This window comes from Pseudalkalibacillus sp. Hm43 (assembly GCF_054170705.1).
The window spans coordinates 23,216-46,202 of sequence record NZ_CM135129.1; the positions used below are offsets into that span (position 1 = coordinate 23,216).

The 22,987-nt window shown below is 42.5% G+C and carries 24 protein-coding genes and 7 tRNA genes; 24 read left to right on the forward strand and 7 right to left on the reverse strand.

The genetic code is table 11. From position 1 onward, the window contains the following. Positions 1-63 precede the first annotated feature (63 nt). The 3 genes from ACXQIQ_RS00120 to ACXQIQ_RS00130 all read left to right on the forward strand — a co-directional run bounded on the left by ACXQIQ_RS00120 (position 64) and on the right by ACXQIQ_RS00130 (position 2,505). On the forward strand, positions 64-756 hold the full coding sequence (locus tag ACXQIQ_RS00120) for a tRNA (adenine(22)-N(1))-methyltransferase (RefSeq protein ID WP_439300740.1): 693 nt from the start codon (positions 64-66) through the stop codon (positions 754-756). After that, the gene (locus ACXQIQ_RS00125) at positions 753-1,877 is read left to right on the forward strand and encodes a Nif3-like dinuclear metal center hexameric protein (protein ID WP_439300739.1); all 1,125 of its coding nucleotides are present in this window, start codon (positions 753-755) and stop codon (positions 1,875-1,877) included. The genes ACXQIQ_RS00120 and ACXQIQ_RS00125 overlap by 4 nt, the downstream gene beginning before the upstream one ends. A gap of 103 nt (positions 1,878-1,980) precedes the next feature. After that, positions 1,981-2,505, forward strand: a complete 525-nt coding sequence (locus ACXQIQ_RS00130; protein WP_439300738.1) for a hypothetical protein — start codon at positions 1,981-1,983, stop codon at positions 2,503-2,505. Positions 2,506-2,554: 49 nt separating this feature from the next. On the opposite strand, the gene ACXQIQ_RS00135 is transcribed toward ACXQIQ_RS00130, so the two are convergent. Both ACXQIQ_RS00135 and vrrA read right to left on the reverse strand, forming a co-directional pair. Next, a complete protein-coding gene (locus tag ACXQIQ_RS00135; RefSeq protein WP_439300737.1) occupies positions 2,555-3,502 on the reverse strand; it encodes a 4-hydroxy-3-methylbut-2-enyl diphosphate reductase in 948 nt (315 codons plus the stop codon). Between the two features lie 79 nt (positions 3,503-3,581). Continuing rightward, positions 3,582-4,217: a VrrA/YqfQ family protein gene (gene vrrA / locus ACXQIQ_RS00140; RefSeq protein WP_439300736.1), complete on the reverse strand. Its 636-nt coding sequence runs from the start codon at positions 4,215-4,217 to the stop codon at positions 3,582-3,584. 255 nt (positions 4,218-4,472) lie between these two features. Here vrrA and ACXQIQ_RS00145 point away from each other — a divergent pair, with 255 nt between their 5' ends. Continuing rightward, entirely contained in the window at positions 4,473-5,744 is a 1,272-nt protein-coding gene (locus tag ACXQIQ_RS00145) for a DEAD/DEAH box helicase (protein ID WP_439300735.1), read from the forward strand. A gap of 19 nt (positions 5,745-5,763) precedes the next feature. Next, a complete protein-coding gene (locus ACXQIQ_RS00150; RefSeq protein ID WP_439300734.1) occupies positions 5,764-6,657 on the forward strand; it encodes a deoxyribonuclease IV in 894 nt (297 codons plus the stop codon). A gap of 55 nt (positions 6,658-6,712) precedes the next feature. Here the strand turns inward: ACXQIQ_RS00150 and ACXQIQ_RS00155 are convergent, their stop codons facing one another. Beyond that, entirely contained in the window at positions 6,713-6,970 is a 258-nt protein-coding gene (locus ACXQIQ_RS00155; protein WP_439300733.1) for a DUF2624 family protein, read from the reverse strand. A 207-nt stretch (positions 6,971-7,177) separates the two neighbouring features. Between ACXQIQ_RS00155 and ACXQIQ_RS00160 the strand changes: the two genes are divergently transcribed. Next, a complete protein-coding gene (locus ACXQIQ_RS00160; RefSeq protein WP_439300732.1) occupies positions 7,178-8,599 on the forward strand; it encodes an ATP-binding protein in 1,422 nt (473 codons plus the stop codon). 66 nt (positions 8,600-8,665) lie between these two features. Here ACXQIQ_RS00160 and ACXQIQ_RS00165 read toward each other — a convergent pair whose 3' ends face one another. Beyond that, positions 8,666-9,940, reverse strand: coding sequence for an NCS2 family permease (locus ACXQIQ_RS00165; protein WP_439300731.1), 1,275 nt, complete (start codon positions 9,938-9,940; stop codon positions 8,666-8,668). Positions 9,941-10,078: 138 nt separating this feature from the next. On the opposite strand from ACXQIQ_RS00165, the gene ACXQIQ_RS00170 reads away from it, so the two are divergent. The 7 genes from ACXQIQ_RS00170 to ACXQIQ_RS00200 all read left to right on the forward strand — a co-directional run bounded on the left by ACXQIQ_RS00170 (position 10,079) and on the right by ACXQIQ_RS00200 (position 14,854). Then, positions 10,079-10,948: a YitT family protein gene (locus tag ACXQIQ_RS00170; protein WP_439300730.1), complete on the forward strand. Its 870-nt coding sequence runs from the start codon at positions 10,079-10,081 to the stop codon at positions 10,946-10,948. A 135-nt stretch (positions 10,949-11,083) separates the two neighbouring features. Continuing rightward, positions 11,084-11,782, forward strand: a complete 699-nt coding sequence (locus tag ACXQIQ_RS00175; protein WP_439300729.1) for a lytic transglycosylase domain-containing protein — start codon at positions 11,084-11,086, stop codon at positions 11,780-11,782. 225 nt (positions 11,783-12,007) lie between these two features. Continuing rightward, the gene (locus tag ACXQIQ_RS00180) at positions 12,008-12,766 is read left to right on the forward strand and encodes a metal ABC transporter ATP-binding protein (RefSeq protein ID WP_439300728.1); all 759 of its coding nucleotides are present in this window, start codon (positions 12,008-12,010) and stop codon (positions 12,764-12,766) included. 12 nt (positions 12,767-12,778) lie between these two features. Beyond that, entirely contained in the window at positions 12,779-13,633 is an 855-nt protein-coding gene (locus ACXQIQ_RS00185; protein WP_439300727.1) for a metal ABC transporter permease, read from the forward strand. Between the two features lie 2 nt (positions 13,634-13,635). Further along, positions 13,636-14,040 (forward strand): Fur family transcriptional regulator, encoded by a 405-nt coding sequence (locus tag ACXQIQ_RS00190; RefSeq protein WP_439300726.1) that lies wholly within the window; start codon positions 13,636-13,638, stop codon positions 14,038-14,040. A 77-nt stretch (positions 14,041-14,117) separates the two neighbouring features. Next, positions 14,118-14,330 carry a DUF1540 domain-containing protein gene (locus tag ACXQIQ_RS00195; RefSeq protein WP_439300725.1) on the forward strand — a complete coding sequence of 71 codons (213 nt, stop codon included), beginning with the start codon at positions 14,118-14,120 and terminating at the stop codon, positions 14,328-14,330. Between the two features lie 161 nt (positions 14,331-14,491). Beyond that, positions 14,492-14,854 (forward strand): DUF4190 domain-containing protein, encoded by a 363-nt coding sequence (locus ACXQIQ_RS00200; protein WP_439300724.1) that lies wholly within the window; start codon positions 14,492-14,494, stop codon positions 14,852-14,854. Between the two features lie 104 nt (positions 14,855-14,958). On the opposite strand, the gene ispG is transcribed toward ACXQIQ_RS00200, so the two are convergent. After that, positions 14,959-16,077 carry a flavodoxin-dependent (E)-4-hydroxy-3-methylbut-2-enyl-diphosphate synthase gene (gene ispG / locus ACXQIQ_RS00205; protein ID WP_226546484.1) on the reverse strand — a complete coding sequence of 373 codons (1,119 nt, stop codon included), beginning with the start codon at positions 16,075-16,077 and terminating at the stop codon, positions 14,959-14,961. A 90-nt stretch (positions 16,078-16,167) separates the two neighbouring features. After that, entirely contained in the window at positions 16,168-16,500 is a 333-nt protein-coding gene (locus tag ACXQIQ_RS00210; RefSeq protein WP_439300723.1) for a hypothetical protein, read from the reverse strand. A gap of 188 nt (positions 16,501-16,688) precedes the next feature. Here ACXQIQ_RS00210 and ACXQIQ_RS00215 point away from each other — a divergent pair, with 188 nt between their 5' ends. After that, the gene (locus ACXQIQ_RS00215; RefSeq protein ID WP_439301975.1) at positions 16,689-17,549 is read left to right on the forward strand and encodes a DUF1002 domain-containing protein; all 861 of its coding nucleotides are present in this window, start codon (positions 16,689-16,691) and stop codon (positions 17,547-17,549) included. Between the two features lie 48 nt (positions 17,550-17,597). Here ACXQIQ_RS00215 and ACXQIQ_RS00220 read toward each other — a convergent pair whose 3' ends face one another. Then, on the reverse strand, positions 17,598-18,383 hold the full coding sequence (locus ACXQIQ_RS00220) for a DUF1189 domain-containing protein (RefSeq protein WP_439300722.1): 786 nt from the start codon (positions 18,381-18,383) through the stop codon (positions 17,598-17,600). A 188-nt stretch (positions 18,384-18,571) separates the two neighbouring features. Here ACXQIQ_RS00220 and ACXQIQ_RS00225 point away from each other — a divergent pair, with 188 nt between their 5' ends. From ACXQIQ_RS00225 to ACXQIQ_RS00270, 10 genes are all read left to right on the forward strand, one after another. Continuing rightward, the gene (locus tag ACXQIQ_RS00225) at positions 18,572-20,212 is read left to right on the forward strand and encodes a Na/Pi cotransporter family protein (RefSeq protein ID WP_439300721.1); all 1,641 of its coding nucleotides are present in this window, start codon (positions 18,572-18,574) and stop codon (positions 20,210-20,212) included. 1 nt (position 20,213) lies between these two features. Continuing rightward, entirely contained in the window at positions 20,214-20,696 is a 483-nt protein-coding gene (locus ACXQIQ_RS00230; RefSeq protein ID WP_439300720.1) for a DUF456 domain-containing protein, read from the forward strand. Positions 20,697-20,831: 135 nt separating this feature from the next. Next, a tRNA-Asn gene (locus ACXQIQ_RS00235) sits at positions 20,832-20,906 on the forward strand. Between the two features lies 1 nt (position 20,907). Further along, positions 20,908-20,984: transfer RNA gene (locus ACXQIQ_RS00240), tRNA-Met, on the forward strand. 17 nt (positions 20,985-21,001) lie between these two features. Continuing rightward, positions 21,002-21,077: transfer RNA gene (locus ACXQIQ_RS00245), tRNA-His, on the forward strand. 34 nt (positions 21,078-21,111) lie between these two features. Continuing rightward, positions 21,112-21,188: transfer RNA gene (locus ACXQIQ_RS00250), tRNA-Ile, on the forward strand. A gap of 28 nt (positions 21,189-21,216) precedes the next feature. Next, a tRNA-Ser gene (locus tag ACXQIQ_RS00255) sits at positions 21,217-21,309 on the forward strand. Between the two features lie 204 nt (positions 21,310-21,513). Next, positions 21,514-21,590: transfer RNA gene (locus ACXQIQ_RS00260), tRNA-Met, on the forward strand. 157 nt (positions 21,591-21,747) lie between these two features. Continuing rightward, positions 21,748-21,823: transfer RNA gene (locus ACXQIQ_RS00265), tRNA-Phe, on the forward strand. A 446-nt stretch (positions 21,824-22,269) separates the two neighbouring features. After that, complete coding sequence (locus tag ACXQIQ_RS00270) at positions 22,270-22,881, forward strand: superoxide dismutase (RefSeq protein ID WP_226546479.1); 612 nt, start codon at positions 22,270-22,272, stop codon at positions 22,879-22,881. Positions 22,882-22,987 lie beyond the last annotated feature (106 nt).

Below are 22,987 nucleotides of genomic sequence, written 5' to 3' on the forward strand. Positions count from 1 at the left end.
ATTGGGAAACCAAAAAAAGCTATAGTATGGGGAGTATAGACCAATAGAATAGGTGAGAGAACGATGATAGCCATATCCAAACGATTAGATAAAGTGACAACATACATACCAGAAGGAGCGACCATTGCAGATATCGGATCCGATCATGCTTATTTGCCCTGTTATGGGGTGCAAAAAGGCATCATTCGACATGCGGTCGCAGGCGAAGTGAATAAAGGGCCATTTGACTCTGCATTGTCCCAGGTGAAAGCACTTGGCTTGGAAGATCAGATTGAAGTGCGGATGGGCGATGGGCTCGAAGTCATCTCTGCCAACGAGGTTTCCGTTGTCGTTATTGCTGGGATGGGCGGACAGCTGATCAGCAACATTTTAAACCGGGGAAAAGATAGACTTCCTGGTGTTGAGCGGCTCGTTTTGCAACCGAACATGGGGGCAAAATTCATCCGTGAATGGTTAGAAGCGAATGGATGGGTACTTGTTGCAGAGTCGATCCTGGAAGAAGATGAGAAAATCTACGAAATCCTCGTTGCTGAGCGATCTCATAACCATGAGAAACTGACTGAAGCCGAAAAACTTCTAGGACCTTTTTTGATGCAGGAAAAAAGTGAGACGTTCAAAAAGAAGTGGAAACGGGAAAAGAACAATTGGGAAAGGATTGCCACACAGCTTCAACAGGCGATTCCTTCAGACGAAATTACGGAACGGAAAAACGAGTTAGAGAAGAAGATCAAATTTGTTACGGAGGCGATACAATGAGTGAAAACTATGTCCATGCTCAAGAAATCATCCAGCGAATCGATCAGCTCGCACCTAAATGGATGGCGATGGACTGGGATCCGATTGGTCTGCAGGTCGGATCACGTAATAAACGTGTGAAAAAGATCATGGTCACACTGGATGTCATCGAGCCGGTCATTGATGAGGCGATTCGTGAAGGAGTCGATTTCATCTTCGCTCACCACCCGCTCCTTTTCAAACCGTTGAAAAAGATCGATCCAGATACCTCACATGGACGGACGATCCAAAAGCTGATCAAGCATGACATAACCCTGTACGCCGCTCACACGAATCTGGATGTAGCAGTCGGCGGCGTAAACGATTTACTCGCAGATGCGATTGGGATGACCGATACTGAGGTGTTGGCCGACACGATGGAGGATAAGTTGAAAAAGCTCGTCGTGTTCGTACCAGAAACTCATGCTGATGCGGTCCGGGATGCTCTAGGGAATGCTGGGGCTGGTTTCATCGGAAACTACAGCCATTGTACGTTCAATACTCCCGGTACCGGTACATTCATGCCACGGGAAGGTACTGACCCTTACATCGGTGAACAAGGCAAGATGGAGTACGTGGATGAAGTGAAAATTGAAACGCTCTATCCAATGAGCATTGAAAAAGATGTCATGGCAGCGTTGAAAAAGGCGCATCCTTACGAGGAAGTCGCCTATGATCTGCTTGTCCTCGATAATTCGGGTGAAATGTTCGGAGTTGGACGTATCGGAAAACTGAAGGGAGAAACGACCGTCGGCGAACTTGCTCAGCAGCTGAAGGAAAAATTCGGATTGGACGGAGTCCGCGTGGTAGGTGACCTTGATAAAAAGGTGAAAAAGATTGCTGTTTCCGGCGGGGAAGGAAACGACTTTATCAGCAATGCGATGTTCAAAGGGGCTGATGTCTATATCTCCGGCGATATCAAATATCACTATGCACACGATGCCTGGATGGAAGGCATGGCGATCATCGATCCAGGACACAACATTGAAAAAGTCATGATTGATGGCGTAGCAGACATTTTGACAGAGTGGTTAGGCGAGAAGGGAACGTCCACTGAAATCTACCGCTCAAAAGAGCACACTGATCCATTTAAATTTGTATAATGAGATAAGCAAGCGGGCACCCACTTTTGTGGCGTGCTCGTTTTTTTGTAAAAGTAGGAAGGATAGGTGCTCTATCCTTCCCGAAAATGGGATTGAGCTGAATTTGGAGGAGGGTAGAGGCTCTATCCTTCCCGAAAATGAGATTCAGCAGAATTTGGAGGAGGGTAAAGGCTCTATCCTTCCCGAAATCGGGATTCATCTAAATTTGGAGCAGGGTAGCGGTTCTATCCTTCCCGAAAATGGGATTGAGCTGAATTTGGAGGAGGGTAGAGGCTCTATCCTTCCCGAAAATGAGATTCAGCAGAATTTGGAGGAGGGTAGAGGCTCTATCCTTCCCGAAAATGGGATTGAGCTGAATTTGGAGGAGGGTAGAGGCTCTATCCTTCCCGAAAATGAGATTCAGCAGAATTTGGAGCAGAGTAAAGGCTCTATCCTTCCCGAAATCTGGATACAGCTGAATTTGGGGCAGGGTAGCCGCTTTATCCTTCCCGAAAATGGGATTGAGCTGAATTTTGAGCAGGGTAGAGGCTCTATCCTTCCCGAAATCTGGATACAGCTGAATTTGGGGCAGGGTAGCCGCTCTATCTTATCCTCAAAACAAAATCCCAAGGATTTCAGGGAAAGGTAGCAACAGATATGAAAAAGCTCAACCGGTACCGGTTGAGCTTCCAATTTAATTATTTCTTTGCTGCTTTTACTTTTGGTAAGATCTTGCTGAGCTTCACTTTTCGTTCCCGTTTCCATGTCGACTCGTCTTTCGGGTCGTATTGGTCTAGGAACATGATGACTTCTTTCGTAATTGGAGTTGGAGTTGAAGCACCAGCTGTTACAGCTACCGTTTCTACACCTTCCAACCATTCAAGTTGAATTTCAGATACATCTGAAATTCTGTGTGAAGGCGTACCCGCAATCTCCCATGAAACTTGTGCGAGACGATTTGAGTTGTTGCTTCGGGGATCTCCGACGACAAGCAGCAAGTCGGCATCTACAGCCTGAACGGCAACTGCTTCTTGACGTACTTGAGTCGCCTTACAAATTTCTTCATGCACTTCTGCCTGGGGATATTTGTCCTGGATCATATTGATCAAGTGCTGAACATCCCATTGACTCATCGTCGTCTGGTTAGTGATCAGGACTTTATCAGCCTTGATGTCCAGGTTGCGGACATCTTCTTCGGTTTCAATCAGATGGACGATATCCGGTGCGATACCCATTGCGCCTTCAGGTTCAGGGTGACCTTTTTTACCGATATAGGCTACGTGATAGCCTTCTTCTCTCTTTTCTCTGATTAAGTCATGTGTCACTGTAACGTCAGGACAAGTTGCATCGATGGTGTGGAGACCTCTCTCCTTCGCCACTCGTCTAACTTCAGGTGATACGCCGTGTGCTGTGAATATGACAGTTCCTTTATCAACTTGCTTCAATATCTCTAAACGGTTAGGGCCATCAAGTGTTATGATACCTTCTTCTTCAAATGCATCTGTAACATGTCTATTATGAACAATCATACCAAGAATGTAGATTGGTCTAGGTACATCTGGATCACTTGCAGCTTGTCGAGCGATTACCATCGCGTCAACAACGCCATAACAATAACCGCGCGGTGAAACCTTCATTACCTTCATACAAAAAGGTCCTCCTTTATACATGCGCTCATGGCTTTATTATAAAGGAGGACCTATCCGATTGACAAATAAACAATCGTTATATATAAAGTTTTGGTACGGAATTCCGGTTTTGCCCTGTGGGTGTGGACTGGATGCGTTTCACCTGAGGAACCTTCTTGTTCGTGACCGTTTTGGTGATTTTTGTATTCTTCGTTTCTTTATTCGGTGATTTTGAGGAAGTTTCTTTCTGATTCGTCACTTCAGAAGAAGTACTTTGGCTAGCTTTCGTTCTTCCACTAGACTTTTTCCCGCTAGACTTTTTACCTCTGACAGGTTTGGTACCTGTTGTTGATCTTCGTCTCCTCTTCTTCTGCTCAGGTTTAGCTTCCTTTTCCTCGGTTGACGAATCCTCCTCTTCAGAGTCCGAGTCCGAAGAATAGTTTTGATATTCTTTTAACAATTGAAGCATAGAAGGTAAATTCTTCACCATTGGACCATATTGTTGGACGAGCGGTTTGACTGTATCCGCCATCTTCATCACTTTCTGAACATTTTCAACCATACCTATTAGGTTGAGCCCGCTGCCTGCACCAGGATTTGGCGAAAGGAAGCGGCTTAGAAATCCAAGCGAACGACCAGCTGGAAGTCCTCCCCCTCTAAAAGGCATCATTTGACCGAACTGCGAAATGGGTCCCATACCAGGGGGACCGAAACCGGGAGGCATACGGTACATAAAGATGCTCCTTTCATCATACTCTCAATAACTTTACACAAAAGTGGTTATTCTGATAAACAAGATATGCGATGGCACAATGTTTGGTGTCCATCCACTGAAAGAATGGGTATATCCCCAAAAAGATTAGCGTTGTGTTTCTTTTTCCTCTATAATACTAAGAGGCTGTTCAAAAAAAGCACTGAACGAATGAGCGCGTACAGTTGTTATTGGACAACGTTTTGACTGTGGAATTACTAATAAAAGGTGATAATTATGGATAAAAATGTATTTGAACAACGGTTTCAATTAAAACCGTTTTTATTTGAAGCGATAAGAAAGTTAGATTTTGAACGTCCGACTGAAATTCAGGAACGCTTGATTCCAAGCATCCTCAAAGGTCAGGATGTCATCGGACAGTCGCAAACGGGATCAGGTAAGACGCTTGCCTTCCTTTTGCCGATATTCGATAAAATCGATCCTGAGGTGCAAAAAGTACAAGCTGTCATCACAGCTCCTACCCGGGAGCTTGCAAGACAAGTATATGATGTGGCTGTTCGATTGGTCGGAGATTCTAAAATCAATGTCAAGACGGTCGTCGGTGGTACAGACCGAAAGAGAATGATCGATCAACTGAAAAATGAACCACACATCATCATCGGCACACCAGGACGTATCAAGGATCTCGTAGTCCAAGAGGGCTTTTCTATATTCAACGCGGACATGCTTGTTGTCGATGAAGCGGATCAGATGCTCGACATGGGCTTCATTGAAGATGTCGATCAAATCGCTGCGAGAATGGCACATGAATTACAGATGATGGTGTTCTCTGCGACAATCCCTGAAAATTTGGAACCATTTTTGAAAAAGTATATGAACAACCCAAAGCATGTCCATGTGAAACCTGAACAGGCAGCACCAGGTGAGATTGAACATATTGCGATTCCGGTTCGTCACAGAAACCGTATCGAATTGACGATGGACATCGCTAAAAGGTTCAATCCGTTTCTGGCGATCATTTTCGCCAATACGAAAAAGGATGCCGATGAACTTGCTGATGCCATGATGGCAGAAGGACTGAACGTCGACCGTCTGCATGGTGACCTTCCGCCTCGTACGAGAAAGAACGTCATGAAACGTGTGGCGAATGCAGAATGTCAATATCTTGTGGCGACGGATCTTGCAGCACGAGGTATCGATGTGAAAGGCATCAGCCATGTCATCCACTATCAAATCCCTACAGACCTTGACTACTATATCCACCGTTCCGGTCGGACTGGAAGAGCAGGTATGAGCGGGATTGCAGCGGTCTTGTATGAACGCGATGAAATGGATCAATTAGAGAAGATTGAAAAGAAAGGCATCGACTTCAAACATCAGGATCTAAAAGGGGACGATTGGGTCGACCTGAACATCCAAAGAACGAAACCGAAAAAGAAGAAAAATCCGAAAGAATACGTCATGCCTAAACCTAAGAAAGTCAAACCTGGATATAAGAAGAAGTTCCAGGAGAAACAAAAACAACATAACAGAAAAAGAAACAAATAGACTTTAGGGGGAATAAGAGATGTTGAAATTAGGATCCCACGTGTCGATGAGTGGTAAAAAGATGTTATTAGGTGCGAGTGAAGAAGCTGTTTCGTACGGTGGAAACACTTTCATGATCTATACAGGCGCACCTCAAAATACCCGTCGAAAAGCGATTGAAGAACTGAATATCGAAAACGGGATTGCACACATGAAAGAGAACGGCATTGATGAAATTGTCGTCCATGCTCCGTATATCATCAATATCGGAAATACGACGAAGCCTCAAACATTCCGCTTAGGGGTCGATTTCCTGACGTCAGAAATCCAACGTACAGATGCGATCGGTGCGAAGCAGATCGTATTGCACCCAGGTGCTCATGTCGGCGCAGGGGCTGAAGCTGGAATCAAAAAAATCATCGAAGGGCTGAATGAAGTCCTTGAAAAAGAGCAAAACGCACAAATAGCTTTAGAAACGATGGCTGGAAAAGGTTCTGAATGTGGTCGTTCATTTGAAGAGTTAGCAGCAATTATTGATGGGGTCACCCACAATGAAAAGCTATCCGTCTGCTTTGATACTTGTCATACACATGATGCAGGGTATGATTTGGTTAACGACTTTGATGGTGTTCTAGACGAGTTTGACAAAATCATTGGACTTGATCGATTGAAAGTCCTTCATATCAATGACAGTAAAAATGAACGCGGTGCAGGAAAAGACCGTCACGAAAATATCGGATTCGGTAAGATCGGATTCAAAACATTGAACTATATCATCCACCACCCACAATTGAAAGATGTCCCTAAAATTTTAGAAACACCTTATGTGGGAGAAGATAAGAAAAATAAGAAGCCGCCATATAAGCATGAGATTGAAATGCTGCGTAACCAGGCTTTTGAAGAGGATCTACTCGAAAAGATCATGCAAGGATAAATAAACGAAAGAGGTTAACCGTAATTGGTTATCCTCTTTTTTATGTTATAGATGTTCAACGAACGATGGATTGGAACATGGTCTGGATCGTTTGTGCAACTTGTGGATTGGTGACGGCTTCGATTTTTTTTATGATTCTATCTCTCTGTTGGACGTTGGCGACATCGATTTTTTCTTCTCTAAGTATGCGGACGATTTGTGTCGCTTGCGTGTTCGTCAGTTGGATATTGTACTGGGAAGCCAATGCGATCAATTCCTCAGCAGACAGGGTGTTCAGCTTATGATTGATCATTTGTTGTAAAAAAGGATTCATTTCCTGTTCCCTCCTCATGGCATAATTTATGAAGAGGGTGCCTAATCTGTGCTTGTATCCAAAGTCGGATAAAATGTCTCAAAATGTCTAAAGTTTGTAGCATTTTGACGATATATGTCTAGGGATTTATTGGTGGTTGCACTAGGTATTGGAAAGCATATTTAGTATAATAAAAATACTATGTCAAAGGGTAGTGGGGTGCGTGTAATGCAATTCTGTCAATCAGATAAGACATTTGCAGCCTTTCAACATATCATGAATGATCTTTCAGATGATCTGTACTTACTTATACAACCAAATGGAACGATTATAGAATCCAATAAAGCAGCACAAACCTCAATTCTGAATGAAGATTCACCTAACTTCTATGATTTGTTTTTGAGGGAAGATCAACCTCAGGCATACGCATTCATTGAAGATTTGACAATTGAACAGTATGCGACTGAGATATTGAAACATACGATGCATGATGAACAGCTTACCGTGGAATACCGAGGAAAATTGCTTGATGAAGAAATCGTCCTTTATGGAAAAGTCATCAATGAAGCTGTCGGAGAACACCGTCTGAATGAAGCTGCAGATTTTAAAAAGCAATTTGAAAAAGAGTACGAATTCCGTAAATTCATGTTCCGTGAACTCGAAATCGGAATATTGACGATCACATCGAGTAATCAGATTGACTGTTGTAACGAAAGGATGAAGTTGTTCTTCGACTTAGAGTCTGTCAACCAACTGATTGGTCAGAACCTGCTCCATCTCGATATTCACCATCCTCTGTTATCCCATATGCAACAGATGACAAAAGAAATACGCTCCTCAAAGATCGTGAACGAACGATTCTATTATGAAGATGACATCCTTTATCAAATCAAGGGCATGTACTTCGAATCTGATGAAAGTATCCGTTTCGTTCTATATGATCGTTCCCCTCAACAAAGATTTGAAAATTTATTGTTATATAAGAAGCAAATGGAGTCCGTCTCCCATTTGGCGGCTGGTGTCGCACATGAGCTGAGAAATCCTTTGTCCGTCATACAAGGCTTCATCCAGCTATCTTCTGTGACGAAGGACTTCAGCAAGTACTACGATACGGTCTTGTCCGAACTCGCGCGCATGAACGAGATCATAGAAGACTTTTTATCTGTTTCTAGAAGAAAAGTGCATAAACAGAAACAGAGGCCGGACTTGATCATCAAGTCACTCATCCATATCATACAATCCGAATGTCTATTACATAATCTCTTTTTTGAATATCAGGTTGATGAGTGCGAACGTTTCAGTATGGTGAACGAATCGATGGTGAAGCAAGTCGTTCTCAATCTGCTAAGGAATGCGATCGAGGCGTGCAGCAATCAAAAAGAAGATCGATACATCCAGTTGGAAGGGAATATAAAAGAAGATCATTATGAAGTGATCTTCAGAGACCGTGGTCCGGGGATGAAACAGGAAGTCCTGGAGCAACTGGGAAGACCGTTCTTCACGACAAAAGAAAAAGGAAACGGAATCGGAATTCCACTATGCAAAAAGATTATCGAAGAACATGGCGGGTCGTTCGAGATTCGCAGTGAGCTTGAAATAGGAACGACGATTACGTTCACAATTCCTTTTATAAACGAAAAGAACAGCTGAATGATCAGCTGTTCTTTTTAGATAAGAATATTTATTAGTTGGTGCGCAGACGTGCGCTTTTCTAGCTTACATATAAAAATGGAATACGAAGTTCAGTATGAACAAGGATGCCATGACATACATGGTCCGTGGGACTTGTTTGAACTGTCCGACTGCCATCTTGATGATCGGATACACGATAAATCCGAATGCCAACCCATCTACGATGCTGTAGGTCAACGGAATCAATGCAATGATCATGAAGGCAGGAAAACTCTCTGTGAAGTCTTCTAGCTTGATATATTGAATCGATTGCATCATCACACCACCGATGACAATGAGGATCGGCGCGATCGCTGCATCAGGAATACCTGACAACACAGGAATAGCGAAGATCGATAAGATGAACAGTAAGCCAGCTACCACAGCTGTAAGTCCTGTACGTCCGCCTTCTGCAATCCCGGATGCACTTTCTGCTGTTGAAATCGTCGGACTCGTTCCGAACATCCCAGATAGAACGCTTGAAAACGCACTGGATTGGAAAGAACGGTCGAATTTGTCAGCATTAGGCAACATACCGTGTAATAACCCCATATTTTCCACAATCAAGATCAATGCAAGTGAAAAGGACGCAATCCAAAAGTCCATTGTTATCCAACCTGTCATATCTGCTGCAAATATCAATAAGGAAGCATCGTTATCAACTGCCTGTGCTTTCGGTGTCAAATCCAAGAAATAAGCAAGGACTGAAATCAATAGGACAGATAAGATGAATCCTCCTTTGATTTTCTTCACATATAAGGTCAGACAGATGATGAACCCAGCAAGCGCGAGCAATGTGCTCGGTTCGCTCAAGTCACCAAGCTTCACGAAGGTATCAGGACTCTTCTCGACGATTCCGGCCTTTTGGAGACCGATGAACGCCAGGAACAATCCGATTCCAACAGTAATCCCATGTTTTAAGGATTCTGGGACGGCTTTTGACAAGAGTGATTTGATCGGTGTGAATGCCGCGATACAAAACAGTATCCCAGCCATAATGACGGCACCGAGACCTTCTTGCCAAGTCAAGCCCATTCCTTCAACGATCGTATACGTGAAAAATGCGTTAACGCCCATACCAGGTGATAAAACGATTGGAGCGTTCGCGTATAATCCAATGAACAAGCATGAAATAATACTGACGAGGATGGTCGCCATCAGAGCGCCATAATACGGAATGCCTGCGTCAGCTAAGATCAGTGGATTCACGATGATGATGTAGCTGATTGTGAAGAAAGAGGTAATACCAGCAACAAGTTCTTGTTTAATCGTCGTATCTTGTGCTGAAAGTCGGAACCAATTTTCGATAAATTGTTTCATCTAAAACCTTTCTTTCTAAAATGTAACCCTCTCCCGCCCATGGCAAATGAAATATGCCACGATTGTTAATTATAGCGAAATTTTTAAGAGTTTCAAGTGTACATGATATAATTATAAAAAAGAACAGAGGAGTGACCCATGGTACAACCTAAACAACATAAAAAAGAGAGTATAGGTCATTTGATTTACCGCTTGATCATGATTATCATCGGAGCGGGTCTTGCTGCGGTATCCATCGAACTTTTTTTGATTCCGAACAAAATCATTGATGGTGGAATCATCGGTGTCTCACTGATTCTTGACTATCTGACCCCATTGAATTTTGCTGTTCTTGTCGTCATTTTAAATCTTCCATTCATGTTTTCAGGTTATAAGCAAATCGGTAAGACATTCGTCGTATCCTCTATGGTAGGTATTCTGAGTCTTGCGATATTCGAACCGTTACTTCATGGATTAGACCCTTTTACAAATGAATTGATCCTTGCCACAGTATTCGGAGGCCTAGTATTAGGTGTCGGAGTCGGGCTTGTGATCCGGCATGGAGGCTCTTTGGATGGCACTGAAATTTTCGGTATTCTAATTACGAAAAAAATCCCGTTCTCCATCGGAGAAATCGTCATGTTCTTGAACATATTCGTATTCGCATGGGCTGGTTTCGTCTTCGGACCAGAGCGCGCCATGTATTCGATCCTTACATACTATATTGCGTTCAAGACGATTGACACTGTAATCCAAGGACTAGATGAAACGAAAGCCGTACTGATCGTATCGGATCATTATGAGGAAATATCAGGAGCCATATTGGATCGTCTCGGCCGAGGTACGACGAAATTGATGGGAAAAGGCGGATACACGGATGCGCAGAAAGAAGTCATTTATGCCGTCATTACTCGCTTGGAAGTAACCAAGTTGAAGAATATCGTGTATGACATTGATAAACAGGCGTTCATTACGATTATGAACACTCAAGAAACAAAAGGCGCAAAATTCAAATCACCAATTCATTGATTGAAATGTAAGATTCTGGTTATATAGCCTCATTTACTTGATTTGACTACTGAATTCATCTATGATGGAGGACGTGTGTCAAAATACCTACTTGTAAATGAGGTGTTTTTGTTGAAAAACAAGAAGTATTTGTACATGTTATCAGGAACAATTTTATCTTTGATCGTGGCATTTTCATATATCCTTTTCCAAAATCATGAATTGAAACAAGATCTTGAAAAACAGAAGGCAGAAACATTGATGTTGGAATCCGAAAAAGATTATCAACAAATGGTGTCTTTCTATAAGGAGAAGGGCAAAGAGGATAAACCCCAAAAAAGCGGATATGTGATTCGCAAGAAAGCGGAGAAACTTTCGAAGCAATTCAAAAAAGAAAGTGACGGACGCTTTAAAGAAGAATGGGGCAAATTTCTTGTGCGCGAGGCAATGAGAAACGATGTAGATCCTTATATCGTCTATGAGTTGTTACGTGTGGAAACAGGAAACAAGTTCGATCCGACACTGGTCGGTCCAGAAACAAAATATGGACGAGCATACGGGATGGCACAGTTCATGGAGAATACTGCACCATGGATTGCAGAAATGGCTGGGATGAAGTACGAGAGTAAAGAGCAGCTATTTAACCCTTATTATGCGATCCAGCTTTCCATTGTTTATTTGGACTATCTTCATGCCAAGTATGATGATTGGGATAAAGCACTGACCGCGTATCACCGTGGCATATATGGACTTGAGAAGTACATTCAGAAAGAAGGTCACGCAGAGAGCTGGTACGCGAAAGAAATACAAGAGAAGGCAGAAGAACAAGAATTGATTGCCGTAGGAAAGAAATAATACGAAGATGAAAGGCTGGCACAAAGATCGTGTCAGTCTTTTCCTTTACACTTGAAGAAAGTGTAAACACTTTCTTCAGTATAAGTGCAAATAGGGCTCAGTCTGCGTTTGAAACTTGACTTCGCCAATTTTTCTTTACAAACAGACATATTAAGATATACTAGTAAGGTAAATCGTAATCATTCCTATAATACTGAAATTTTATTAATGAAAGAGGGGATCACGATGGAATCATCAGTCGTATCCATAAAAAATGTCACGTTCAGCTATCAAGAACGATCTGTCTTAGAAAGAATCAACCTCGATGTTCCAGAAGGATCATTTTTGGCTTTGTTAGGACCTAATGGTTCAGGTAAATCGACATTGATCAAGTTGTTGCTCGGCCTGCTTCCGTTACACCAGGGATCGATTGATTTATTCGGTGAAAACGTGAAGAGATTTAAAGCCTGGCACAAAATCGGTTATGTGTCCCAAAAAGCGAACAGCTTCAACTCCGGATTTCCAGCAACTGTATTTGAAGTAGTATCCATGGGCTTATTCGGTAAGATCGGCATGTTTCGATTCATGAAAAGATCCCATAAGAAACGGGTCATGCAAGCGATTCAAACCGTCGGCTTAGAAGAATATACGAATCAAAACATCGGTGAATTGTCAGGTGGACAGCAGCAGAGAACATTCATTGCAAGAGCGCTGGTCAGTGATCCGAAGTTACTCATCTTAGATGAACCGACGGTCGGAGTAGACGCATCGTCTGTAGACGACTTTTATGAGCTGTTGAAACGGTTGAATAGAGAGCAAGGCATTACGCTGGTTTTGGTAACGCATGACATGGGACCTGTAACCAATCTGGTCACACATGTTGCATGTTTGAATAAGCGATTGCATTTCCATGGAGACACGCACGAATATGAAAACATGGACAATCGGGATTTATCATCGTTCTATGGCCATCCTGTACATGCGATGGATCATCAGCATGACTAAGAGGTGCTTATTATGATTGCAGATTTTTTACAATATGATTTTATACGGAATGCCGCATTCGTCGGACTCATGATTGGTTTCCTGGCCCCATTATTAGGGGTATTTATCGTCGTAAGGAGACAAGCGCTCATTGCAGATGCTCTTTCTCATATCACTCTTGCAGGTATAGCAGCGAGCTTATTGATCAGTAAACAAATTGGAGCCTTCAAAATGTTGAACCCTGTCTATCTTGGAATGGCCTTTTCGGTCACAGGTTCTGTTTTGATTGAGCGTTTGAGAAAAGAATACAAACATTATCAAGAGCTAGCGATTCCGATCATTCTTTCTGTCGGTATCGGACTCAGTGTTGTATTCATTTCCTTAGCGAATGGGTTCAATACGGACTTGTTCAACTATCTATTCGGGAGCATTATTGCAGTCGATACCTCCGATGTGTGGATGGTTTTGACCATCCTGATTGTGGTTACCATCGCCATCGTGATGTTTTATAAAGAACTTTTCTTACTATCTTTTGATGAAGATCAGGCGCAAGTCGCTGGGATTCGTTCAAGATTCATTCAGTTCCTGTTCATGGTGATGGTTGCACTTGTCATTGCAGCCTCCATGAGAATCGTCGGAATCTTGCTTGTCTCTTCATTGATTACATTGCCGGTCGCAGCGAGCATTCGGATTGCGAAAGGATTCAAACAAACCATATGGATTGCGATCCTTTTTGGAGAAACAGCCGTCATAACAGGGTTATTTACAGCGTATTATTTCGACTTAGCACCAGGTGGGACGATTGTCTTATTATCAGCACTGATTCTGATTATCGTCATCACTTGGAAAAAGTATCGTTATGCGTTTCAACGGTCTAAGGAGGCTTAAGGATGGAAGTTCGTGAAGCACTGGAAATATTGAAAGAGAATGGATATAAATTCACACGTAAAAGGGAAATGTTTTTAGAGTTGTTTGCCCGTGAGCGTAGATATTTGACTGCTAAAGATGTCTTGGAACATTTGAAGCCCACTTTTTCTGGTCTGAGCTTTGACACGATCTACCGTAATCTTGCGGTTTTTACCGATCTAGGAATTCTTGAAGAGACGGAGCTTGATGGTGAGAAGCGATTCCGTTTTTCATGTGCAACATCTGGACATCACCATCATATGATTTGTCTCGAATGTGGAAAAACAAGTGCCATTCAAGCATGTCCTATGAATGAAATTCAATCGGATGATTTTTTTATCACAGACCACAAGTTCGAGATTTATGGTTACTGCCAGGAATGCCATTGATTTCCACGGGATTTCATATGAAAAGAATGATGAAAAGTTGTTATGAGAGGAACGCTATCCGATAAGGAGGAGATCTCATGCCAACTGTGAAATGTAATGTAGCCAATTGTACGTATTGGGGCGAAGGAAACAACTGTCAGGCCGATGCCATCCTCGTCGAAATCGATCAACACGCAGATCAGAATGTAGACATGTCTGTTACCGGAAGTCTGGCTGAGGGAGACTTGCATAGAGATTCAGCGAAACACAGTGCTGAAACGTGCTGTCACACATTCCGCCCAAAACATTAAGAATCATATTGAGAATCCGTCCATTTCTGAATGGATGGATTTTTCTTTATTTACCATTCCTCGTCACAATGGTGATTAACAATGTTTGTCATAATGAAAGGGCGTACCGTAACGAATAATAAGAAGGCTCCTCAACTTTTTAGGAAAGAGAGGGATTGCTGATGGAAAATCGATACGATCGTGAAGAACGAAAAGATCGAGAGTACGAAGCAGACTTTATGGAAGAAACAGCCGCTGAGGTTCTCCCTCTTCCAGAACAAGAACGCGTGCACGAAAAAGGCGTCAATCGTGAGGATGACTTTGATGAGGATACGGATGATATAAACGAAGGTAGAGGCGTAGGTTACTTCGCCCTTGCTTTATCCGTCTTATCTTTATTCTTCCTTCCGATCTTGTTGGGTGCCGCTGGGATCATCGTCGGGTTTTTTGCAAGAAGACGAGGAGCACGTACATTGGCGAACTGGGCAATCGGATTGGGGATCGCATCCATTGTTGTCAGTCTGATCTTTGTACCATTTTTCTAAACGAAGCGAAGGTGGATATCCACCTTCGTTTTTTATTTCTAATACGATGGAATTGGACTAATAACAAAAAAGCTGACCGTTCAACGGTCAGCTTCATTCATATTCTATTTCACTTTTTCAGCTTCGGCTTCTTCAGCTGCTTTTTTTGCGTGATATTCTTCTGCAAGCTTGTCGACTTCTTTCTTCAATTCATCGACCATGATATCCTCAGGGATTTTTCGGATGATTTCTCCGTGTCGGAAGAGGAGACCTTCACCACGAGCTCCTGCAATTCCGATATCCGCTTCACGCGCTTCACCTGGTCCGTTTACGGCACATCCAAGTACAGCGACTTTAAGTGGTGCTTTGATCTTCGAGATATATTCTTCAACTTCATTCGCAATGGAAATCAAGTCGATTTCAATACGTCCGCATGTCGGACAAGAAATCAATGTTGCAGCATTGGAAGCGAGCCCGAACGTTTTCAACAGTTCACGTGCGACCTTCACTTCTTCTACAGGGTCTGCACTCAATGAAATACGGACTGTATTACCGATTCCTTTGTTCAAGATGATCCCAAGTCCAGCAGCACTTTTTACAGTACCGGCAAACAAGGTTCCAGACTCAGTGATCCCTAAGTGAAGCGGATAGTCGAACGCTTTAGCCGCTTTCTCATATGCCTCTACAGCGAGATTCACGTCTGATGCCTTCATTGATACGATGATATCGTGGAAATCGAGGTCTTCCAGGATCTTAATGTGGTTCAGAGCACTTTCGACCATCCCATCAGCTGTGGGGTATCCGTATTTTTCTAGGATTTTACGTTCCAAAGAACCAGCATTGACTCCGATACGGATCGGAATGCCTTTTTCCTTAGCCGCTTTCACAACAGCCTCGACTTTTTCTTTACGTCCGATGTTTCCTGGATTGATCCGGATTTTATCGGCTCCACCTTCAATCGCTTTCAGTGCGAGTTTATAATCGAAATGGATATCAACGACAAGAGGAATGTTGATTCGCTTTTTGATTTCAGCAATCGCCTCAGCATCTTCCATATGCGGACATGCTACGCGGACGACTTGACAGCCCGCTTCTTCCAAGCGAAGGATTTCAGCTACAGTTGCTTCTACATCATGCGTTTTCGTTGTAGTCATACTTTGTACGACGACTTCATTGTTTCCGCCAATTGTTAGGTTACCAACTTTTACGGGTCTTGTTTTCGTACGGTGAGTAATTTCACTCATGTATTAATCGCTCCTTTAAGGACGTATGCTTCGTAACTTATAACGACTTCATTTTAGCAATGATTTGAAGGTTTTGGCAAGGAATTGTGTTTATTGATAAAAAGGGAAGCGATACGCTCGGTCTGCTTTAATATCATGTGCGGATATGCCATCGTTTAGTTCTTCGAAATCCTTCACCGCTTTTTCGATGGAAACCGGAAAGGATCCATTATGAAGTTTTTCCAGGATCGTCAGCATCGTCTCACCAGGTTGGACCTGAATTTCTTTAAAGGATTGATGTTCTTGTTTTATTGGTTGCTCAGAGGAAGCGGCTTGTACGGGAACCGGTTCTGCCTTGGCTGATGGAAGTGTTCCGATCTTCAGGTCAAAATAAACACTATAAAGTAAGAGAAAGACGAGGACAGCTAGACTGAGTTTTTTCATATACCACACCTCCGCATAGTTCGACTTAATACATGTATATGCTTGTCCCACACCGATATTCCGAAAAGAAGAAGAAAATGTTGGTTTATTTGTAGACAACTTGTAAAATAAAGGGAGACCTACAGAAAAATAAAGTCTTTACGTATGCTTTAAGGAATTCTTTTCTAAAGGAGAATGGAGACATGAAAATGAAAAAGTGGTTAGCGATTACACTCCTGGCAATCTTCATGATTCCTGGAATCGCACTTGCAGATGCGGCACCAGGGGATGTCATTGTAACCCTGGGGGAAGATCTTACTGAAGAACAGAAACAAGGTATCCTGAAAGAAATGGATGTCCCATCAGATGTGGATACGATATCCGTCACAAATGAAGAGGAGCATCAATACTTAGGAGAATATATATCCAAAGCACAAATCGGTACAAGAGCAATTTCTTCGACCAAAATTACAATCGGTGAAAAAGATTCTGGCTTGAACGTAGAGACGAATAACATCAACTGGGTCACAGAGGAAATGTTTGCGAACGCTCTGACGACTGCAGGGGTTACGGATGCTGACATTTATGTGACAGCACCATTCGAAGTGTCAGGTACAGCAGGATTGACAGGAATTTTGAAAGCTTATGAAGTGAAAACGGATATTAAAATTCCTGAAGAACAAAAACAAGTTGCAAACGAAGAAATGGTCAAAACCGTCAAACTGGGAGATCGTGTAGGTGCAGACAAAGCGACAGAACTCATGACTAAGATCAAGAAAGAACTCGCAGAGAACCCAGTGGAAACGGAAGAGGATTTAAGAGCACTCATTCAAAGAGTAGCGGAAGAAGTCGGCATTACATTGACCGATGAAGAGCTGAACGGACTTGTATCCTTGTTCAATCGGATGAAGGAAATGAACATCGACTGGGACCAGGTCAAAAGCAACCTTGAAAATGTAAGAAACAACTTAAGTGAGTTTCTGAATAAAGAAGAGACACAAGGAATCATTCGCAATATTCTCGATTTCTTCATCGCATTGATTGAAGCACTTAAGAATTTGTTTAAATAACAAAAACCCAGACCCGATCGGGTCTGGGTTTTTGTTTTGATGACTATTTTAGATTTCTTCTGTTTCTTGTTTCTTAGGAAGCGGTACGAATTTGATGACTTGAGACAGGATGAAGATTGCCACTCCCCAGTAGAGAAGAAATTGGAGCGGAATCGTGATGCGTAACAGATCCATTAATGCAAAGAATATGGTCGGTAATGTGACAGAATAAGCTGACAGAATCCATAACTGACGATACGGCAAGTTCCGTTTCATGATGTTTTTGATGATCAAACCAATCAGAGCGAGTACAGTAACCCCGATGAATTTAAGTGCAGTCATGAATAGATAAGCGGCCACAATTGCTACCGTGATAATCAATGGAAGCAAGTTTTGAGCTGAATCGATGAATCCATCGATATCGTTCTTATTGAAGCTAACGTCCTGCATCGTTCCATAATTGAATGTATCAGCACTCCCAGCACTGATGATCACCATTTGATTGTCCAAGATTGCAATTGCGTTATCATACTGATCCAGATCATCTCTCGTTATTGTACCTGTCGTATCAAATATAAACGTCTGATTGCCATCTTTCCGGACGACGGGCTCATCCATGTCAGAAGTCAATTGACCATCCTGGAATTGAAAGTCCGGGATATCTTCTTGGAGTGCTGTCGCGAACTCGTTTGTTGCCTTTGAAATGGATAGCCCCATGTTCAGTCCGATAAAGATCATGGATATCAACATTAAAATAAAAACATATCCGATTGACTTCCCGATTTTTTGGAACCGGAATGTAGCTATCGTTTTAGGTGAATATAAGCTTACAAAAAATTGCTTGAATACGTTCATGGTTATCCCCCTTCAGTTTCTAGACTCATTTTATCTTTCCTATACGAAATGAACAAGGTAAAAGTTCCCCAAATCAAATCTAACATACAAATTTACAAAAAAATTAAAAAATCTTAAAAGTGTTTACAAACCAAGTCAAGTTGGTGATAATGAATGAGGCAAATTATGTCGAAATTTTTATGTAGGGGATGAATGAATTGGATTTAGACATTCAAAAGATGATATTCGAATTCATTGGTGGACTTGGTATCTTCCTATTTGGAATCAAATACATGGGAGATGGTCTACAGAATTCGGCAGGAGATCGGTTAAGAGATATACTTGATCGTTTCACGTCCAACCCATTCATGGGAGTACTTGCAGGAATTATTGTCACGATCTTGATTCAGTCAAGCTCAGGTACGACCGTGCTGACAGTCGGTCTAGTAAATGCAGGTTTCATGACCTTAAGACAAGCAATTGGTGTTATCATGGGTGCGAATATCGGTACCACGGTGACCGCATTCATCATTGGGATTGAGATCAAGGAATACGCCTTGCCAATTCTTGCAGTCGGAGCCTTGTTGCTCTTCTTCTTCAATTCGAAGAAAGTGAAGTACATCGGTCAAGTATTCTTTGGTTTTGGTGCACTCTTCTACGGTCTAGACTTGATGGGCTCTGGAATGAAACCATTACGTTCTCTTGAAGCATTCCAACAACTGACGGTTGATATGTCCAATAACCCATTATTAGGTGTCGTCATCGGTACCTTGTTTACGGTTATCGTACAGAGTTCCAGTGCAACAATAGGGATTCTCCAGGAACTATATTCTCAGGGTGCTGTCCAATTGGACGCTGCCTTACCAGTTCTATTTGGGGATAACATTGGTACAACCATCACTGCTGTCCTGGCAGCAATCGGTGCAAGTGTTGCAGCAAGAAGAGCAGCCTTGACGCATGTAATTTTCAACTTGCTTGGAACTGCAGTCTTCTTGATTCTACTACTACCATTTACAGCGTATGTGGAATATCTAGCAACAACGTTCGACTTGAATGAGAAGATGCAGATTGCATTTGCTCATGGATCATTCAACTTTGCAAATACAGCCATTCAATTCCCATTCATCGCTTTCCTGGCATACCTAGTAACTAAACTTGTGCCTGGAGATGATGTTGAAATTGAATATAAAGCAAAACATCTAGATCCTATTTTCCTTGAAAAGTCTCCTGCAGTAGCGCTTGGACAAGCTAAGCTCGAAGTGCTTCGAATGGCAGATTATGCGAAAAAAGGATTACATGAAACCTTTACGTTTTTAGATACGAAAAATAAGAAAAACGCAGATAAAGCTGCTCAATATGAAGAAGCGATCAATAACCTTGATCAAAGGATTACAGAGTATCTTGTCCAATTGTCTTCTTATACGTTATCGACACATGACTCAGAACAGCATTCCATCTTGATGGACTCTGTACGTGATATCGAACGTATCGGAGACCATATGGAAAATATCGTCGAACTCGTTGAATATCAGATGACGCACAAAGTGGATCTCACAGATACAGCGATCCGTGATTTGAATGAAATGTTCGAACTAACGATGTCAACGATTGATGAAGCGTTCCATGCAATGGATGAGAACGATAAAGAGAAAGCTCGTAAAGTTGTTGATATGGAAAATGCCATTGATAAAATGGAGAGAACACTTCGTAAACAACATATCCTTCGTTTGAATGAAGGGAAGTGCAGCGGAGCATCCGGTATCGTATTCGTAGATATCATCAGTAACCTCGAGCGTATCGGGGACCATGCGGTGAATATTGCGGAATACGTTTTAGGAGAAGAGGAGTAAAATGACCATTATTGCCTGGGTACTCATAACTGTATTATTTGTACTAGCGTTTGTGGGATTGATCTATCCGATCATTCCCTCATCCGTCTTTTTGATTGCAGGTTACCTGATCTATGGTTGGATGTTCAGTTTTGAACCCCTGACCTGGGTGTTCTGGGTGATACAGGGTATACTTGTCATCCTCTTATATGTAACCGATTATGCGAGTAATTTTTACGGTGTCAAAAAAAGAGGCGGGAGCAAGCATGCCATTTGGGGTAGTACAATCGGTCTTCTGGTTGGACCTTTCATCATACCTGTAATTGGGATCTTGATTGGACCGTTTGTAGGGGCTATTGTAGGCGAACTCCTTCATCAGAAAGGTGATTTCAAACAGGCAGTCAGAGTCGGAATTGGATCGTTACTAGGCTTTATCGGTGGTACAACCGTCAAGTTGATTATCCAAGCAGGTATGGTTATTTATTTCTTAGTGAAAGTCTTATAAGTGTTATTGCAAGCAGGGACAGAACATGGTATATTATTTCTTGTCCCTGTTTTTCTTTTTGATTGGAAGAAAAAACGGCATTGACTTTTTACGGTGAAGATGTTATTCTAAATCTTGTCGTTAAAAAGATATTATTCCACAGTAGCTCAGTGGTAGAGCTATCGGCTGTTAACCGATCGGTCGCAGGTTCGAGTCCTGCCTGTGGAGCCATGGCGGTGTAGCTCAGCTGGCTAGAGCGTACGGTTCATACCCGTGAGGTCGGGGGTTCGATCCCCTCCGCCGCTACCATTTTTAACTGATTCATGGCGATTGTGGCGAAGTGGTTAACGCACCGGATTGTGGTTCCGGCATTCGTGGGTTCGATTCCCATCAGTCGCCCCATAAAGACCATTTAAGCAAAGCATACATACTATGCGGACCCTTAGCTCAGTTGGTCAGAGCAGTCGGCTCATAACCGATTGGTCGTAGGTTCGAGTCCTACAGGGTCCACCACTTAACTCTAGTTAAGTTGATATCATACGGAGGTATACCCAAGTCTGGCTGAAGGGAGCGGTCTTGAAAACCGCCAGGGGTGTAACAGCCCGCGGGGGTTCGAATCCCTCTACCTCCTCCATTTTATCTTCAAACAACATAGGACAGGTTTTCGTCCATATACTATTATCGTCGCGGGGTGGAGCACGTAGGAATAAGCTACGGAGCATAAGCTTCAGCGAACCGTTCGAAAGGCAGCTTGAATATTCAAACTGAGAACGGGTTGGAGGACATTCAGTTTCTCATCAACATCATTGGACAATCATCGTCCATAAACTAATATCGTCGCGGGGTGGAGCAGTCTGGTAGCTCGTCGGGCTCATAACCCGAAGGTCATAGGTTCAAATCCTATCCCCGCAACCAAAATAATTCATTGAACAACGTCGAATCGACATTCTTTCAATGAATATCTGGAGTACCCGCAAGGGTGCAACCAATTTAAGTTCAATGCACAACGTCGTTTCGACTTCCTGCTCATTGAACATATGAAGTACCCGAAGGGTTCAACCAAATTACATACGGCTCGATAGCTCAGTCGGTAGAGCAGAGGACTGAAAATCCTCGTGTCGGCGGTTCGATTCCGTCTCGAGCCACCATTCTTGAAAACTTCACTATATAGGAAGTTTTTTTATTTTGCTCAAAAGACATAAATAGAGCCTATTCATCCCTATCAAGAGAAAAAAGAGCTGTGATGGTAACGAATAGAGCCTATTCATCCCTATCAAGAGAAAAAAGGGCCGTGATGGTAACGAATAGAGCCTATTCAACCCTATCAGAAGAAAAAAGAGCTGTGATGGTAACGAATAGAGCTTATTCATCCCTATCAAGAGAAAAAATGGCCGTGATGGTAATGAATAGAGCTTATTCATCCCTATGAACTGAAAAAATCCCGATCTTGGTAATGAATAGAGGATGTTCATCACTTGATCAATACCCAAGCAGTGTTTAAAAATTGAATCCACTGGGTAAATTTGATATTGTTAGAAATGTAGGCACTTAACCCGTGCTTTGTAACTACATATTCTTAAAGGAGGAGATTCAATTGGCAAAACACGAACTACCAGCACTACCATATGAGTTCAACGCTCTTGAACCTCACATCGACGAAGAAACTATGAAAATCCACCATGGTAAACACCATAACGCATACGTAACAAAGCTGAATGGTGCACTTGAAGGACATGCGGATCTACAAGATAAAAGCATCGAAGCTCTTATGAGCAACTTGGATGCAGTACCTGAAAACATCCGTACAGCTGTCCGTAACAATGGTGGTGGACATGCCAACCACACATTGTTCTGGCAAGTACTCAGCCCGAACGGTGGCGGAGCTCCTACTGGTGAACTAGCTGACGCAATCAACTCCAAGTTCGGAAGCTATGACAAATTCCAAGAAGAATTTGCAAATGCAGCTGCTGGACGTTTCGGATCTGGCTGGGCTTGGTTAGTCGTAAACAACGGCGAACTAGAAGTAATGAGTACTCCAAACCAAGATACTCCATTGATGGAAGGTAAGACACCAATTCTTGGACTTGATGTTTGGGAGCACGCTTACTACTTGAACTATCAAAACCGTCGTCCTGACTACATTTCAGCATTCTGGAATGTTGTAAACTGGGACGAAGTTACAAAACGCTACAACGAAGCGAAGTAATTCTATACACACTGAAGAAGGACCAGTTGATCTGGTCCTTCTTTTTTATTTCATTTTTATTGTAAAAATCAGGCTTGTATGCATATGGATAAACATGGAAAAAGAG

Excerpts from the sequence above, each read along its gene's own strand:
- ACXQIQ_RS00190 (WP_439300726.1), top strand. The coding sequence starts at position 13,636 with ATGGAAGTTCGTGAAGCACTGGAAATATTGAAAGAGAATGGATATAAA.
- ACXQIQ_RS00185 (WP_439300727.1), top strand. The coding sequence starts at position 12,779 with ATGATTGCAGATTTTTTACAATATGATTTTATACGGAATGCCGCATTC.
- ACXQIQ_RS00230 (WP_439300720.1), top strand. The coding sequence starts at position 20,214 with ATGACCATTATTGCCTGGGTACTCATAACTGTATTATTTGTACTAGCG.
- ACXQIQ_RS00135 (WP_439300737.1), bottom strand. The coding sequence starts at position 3,502 with ATGAAGGTAATGAAGGTTTCACCGCGCGGTTATTGTTATGGCGTTGTT.
- ACXQIQ_RS00170 (WP_439300730.1), top strand. The coding sequence starts at position 10,079 with ATGGTACAACCTAAACAACATAAAAAAGAGAGTATAGGTCATTTGATT.
- ispG (WP_226546484.1), bottom strand. The coding sequence starts at position 16,077 with ATGAGTGAAATTACTCACCGTACGAAAACAAGACCCGTAAAAGTTGGT.
- ACXQIQ_RS00120 (WP_439300740.1), top strand. The coding sequence starts at position 64 with ATGATAGCCATATCCAAACGATTAGATAAAGTGACAACATACATACCA.
- ACXQIQ_RS00215 (WP_439301975.1), top strand. The coding sequence starts at position 16,689 with ATGAAAAAGTGGTTAGCGATTACACTCCTGGCAATCTTCATGATTCCT.
- ACXQIQ_RS00225 (WP_439300721.1), top strand. The coding sequence starts at position 18,572 with ATGAATGAATTGGATTTAGACATTCAAAAGATGATATTCGAATTCATT.
- ACXQIQ_RS00195 (WP_439300725.1), top strand. The coding sequence starts at position 14,118 with ATGCCAACTGTGAAATGTAATGTAGCCAATTGTACGTATTGGGGCGAA.
- ACXQIQ_RS00165 (WP_439300731.1), bottom strand. The coding sequence starts at position 9,940 with ATGAAACAATTTATCGAAAATTGGTTCCGACTTTCAGCACAAGATACG.
- ACXQIQ_RS00145 (WP_439300735.1), top strand. The coding sequence starts at position 4,473 with ATGGATAAAAATGTATTTGAACAACGGTTTCAATTAAAACCGTTTTTA.
- ACXQIQ_RS00180 (WP_439300728.1), top strand. The coding sequence starts at position 12,008 with ATGGAATCATCAGTCGTATCCATAAAAAATGTCACGTTCAGCTATCAA.
- ACXQIQ_RS00155 (WP_439300733.1), bottom strand. The coding sequence starts at position 6,970 with ATGAATCCTTTTTTACAACAAATGATCAATCATAAGCTGAACACCCTG.
- ACXQIQ_RS00210 (WP_439300723.1), bottom strand. The coding sequence starts at position 16,500 with ATGAAAAAACTCAGTCTAGCTGTCCTCGTCTTTCTCTTACTTTATAGT.
- ACXQIQ_RS00160 (WP_439300732.1), top strand. The coding sequence starts at position 7,178 with ATGCAATTCTGTCAATCAGATAAGACATTTGCAGCCTTTCAACATATC.
- ACXQIQ_RS00200 (WP_439300724.1), top strand. The coding sequence starts at position 14,492 with ATGGAAAATCGATACGATCGTGAAGAACGAAAAGATCGAGAGTACGAA.
- ACXQIQ_RS00220 (WP_439300722.1), bottom strand. The coding sequence starts at position 18,383 with ATGAACGTATTCAAGCAATTTTTTGTAAGCTTATATTCACCTAAAACG.
- ACXQIQ_RS00125 (WP_439300739.1), top strand. The coding sequence starts at position 753 with ATGAGTGAAAACTATGTCCATGCTCAAGAAATCATCCAGCGAATCGAT.
- ACXQIQ_RS00175 (WP_439300729.1), top strand. The coding sequence starts at position 11,084 with ATGTTATCAGGAACAATTTTATCTTTGATCGTGGCATTTTCATATATC.
- vrrA (WP_439300736.1), bottom strand. The coding sequence starts at position 4,217 with ATGTACCGTATGCCTCCCGGTTTCGGTCCCCCTGGTATGGGACCCATT.
- ACXQIQ_RS00150 (WP_439300734.1), top strand. The coding sequence starts at position 5,764 with ATGTTGAAATTAGGATCCCACGTGTCGATGAGTGGTAAAAAGATGTTA.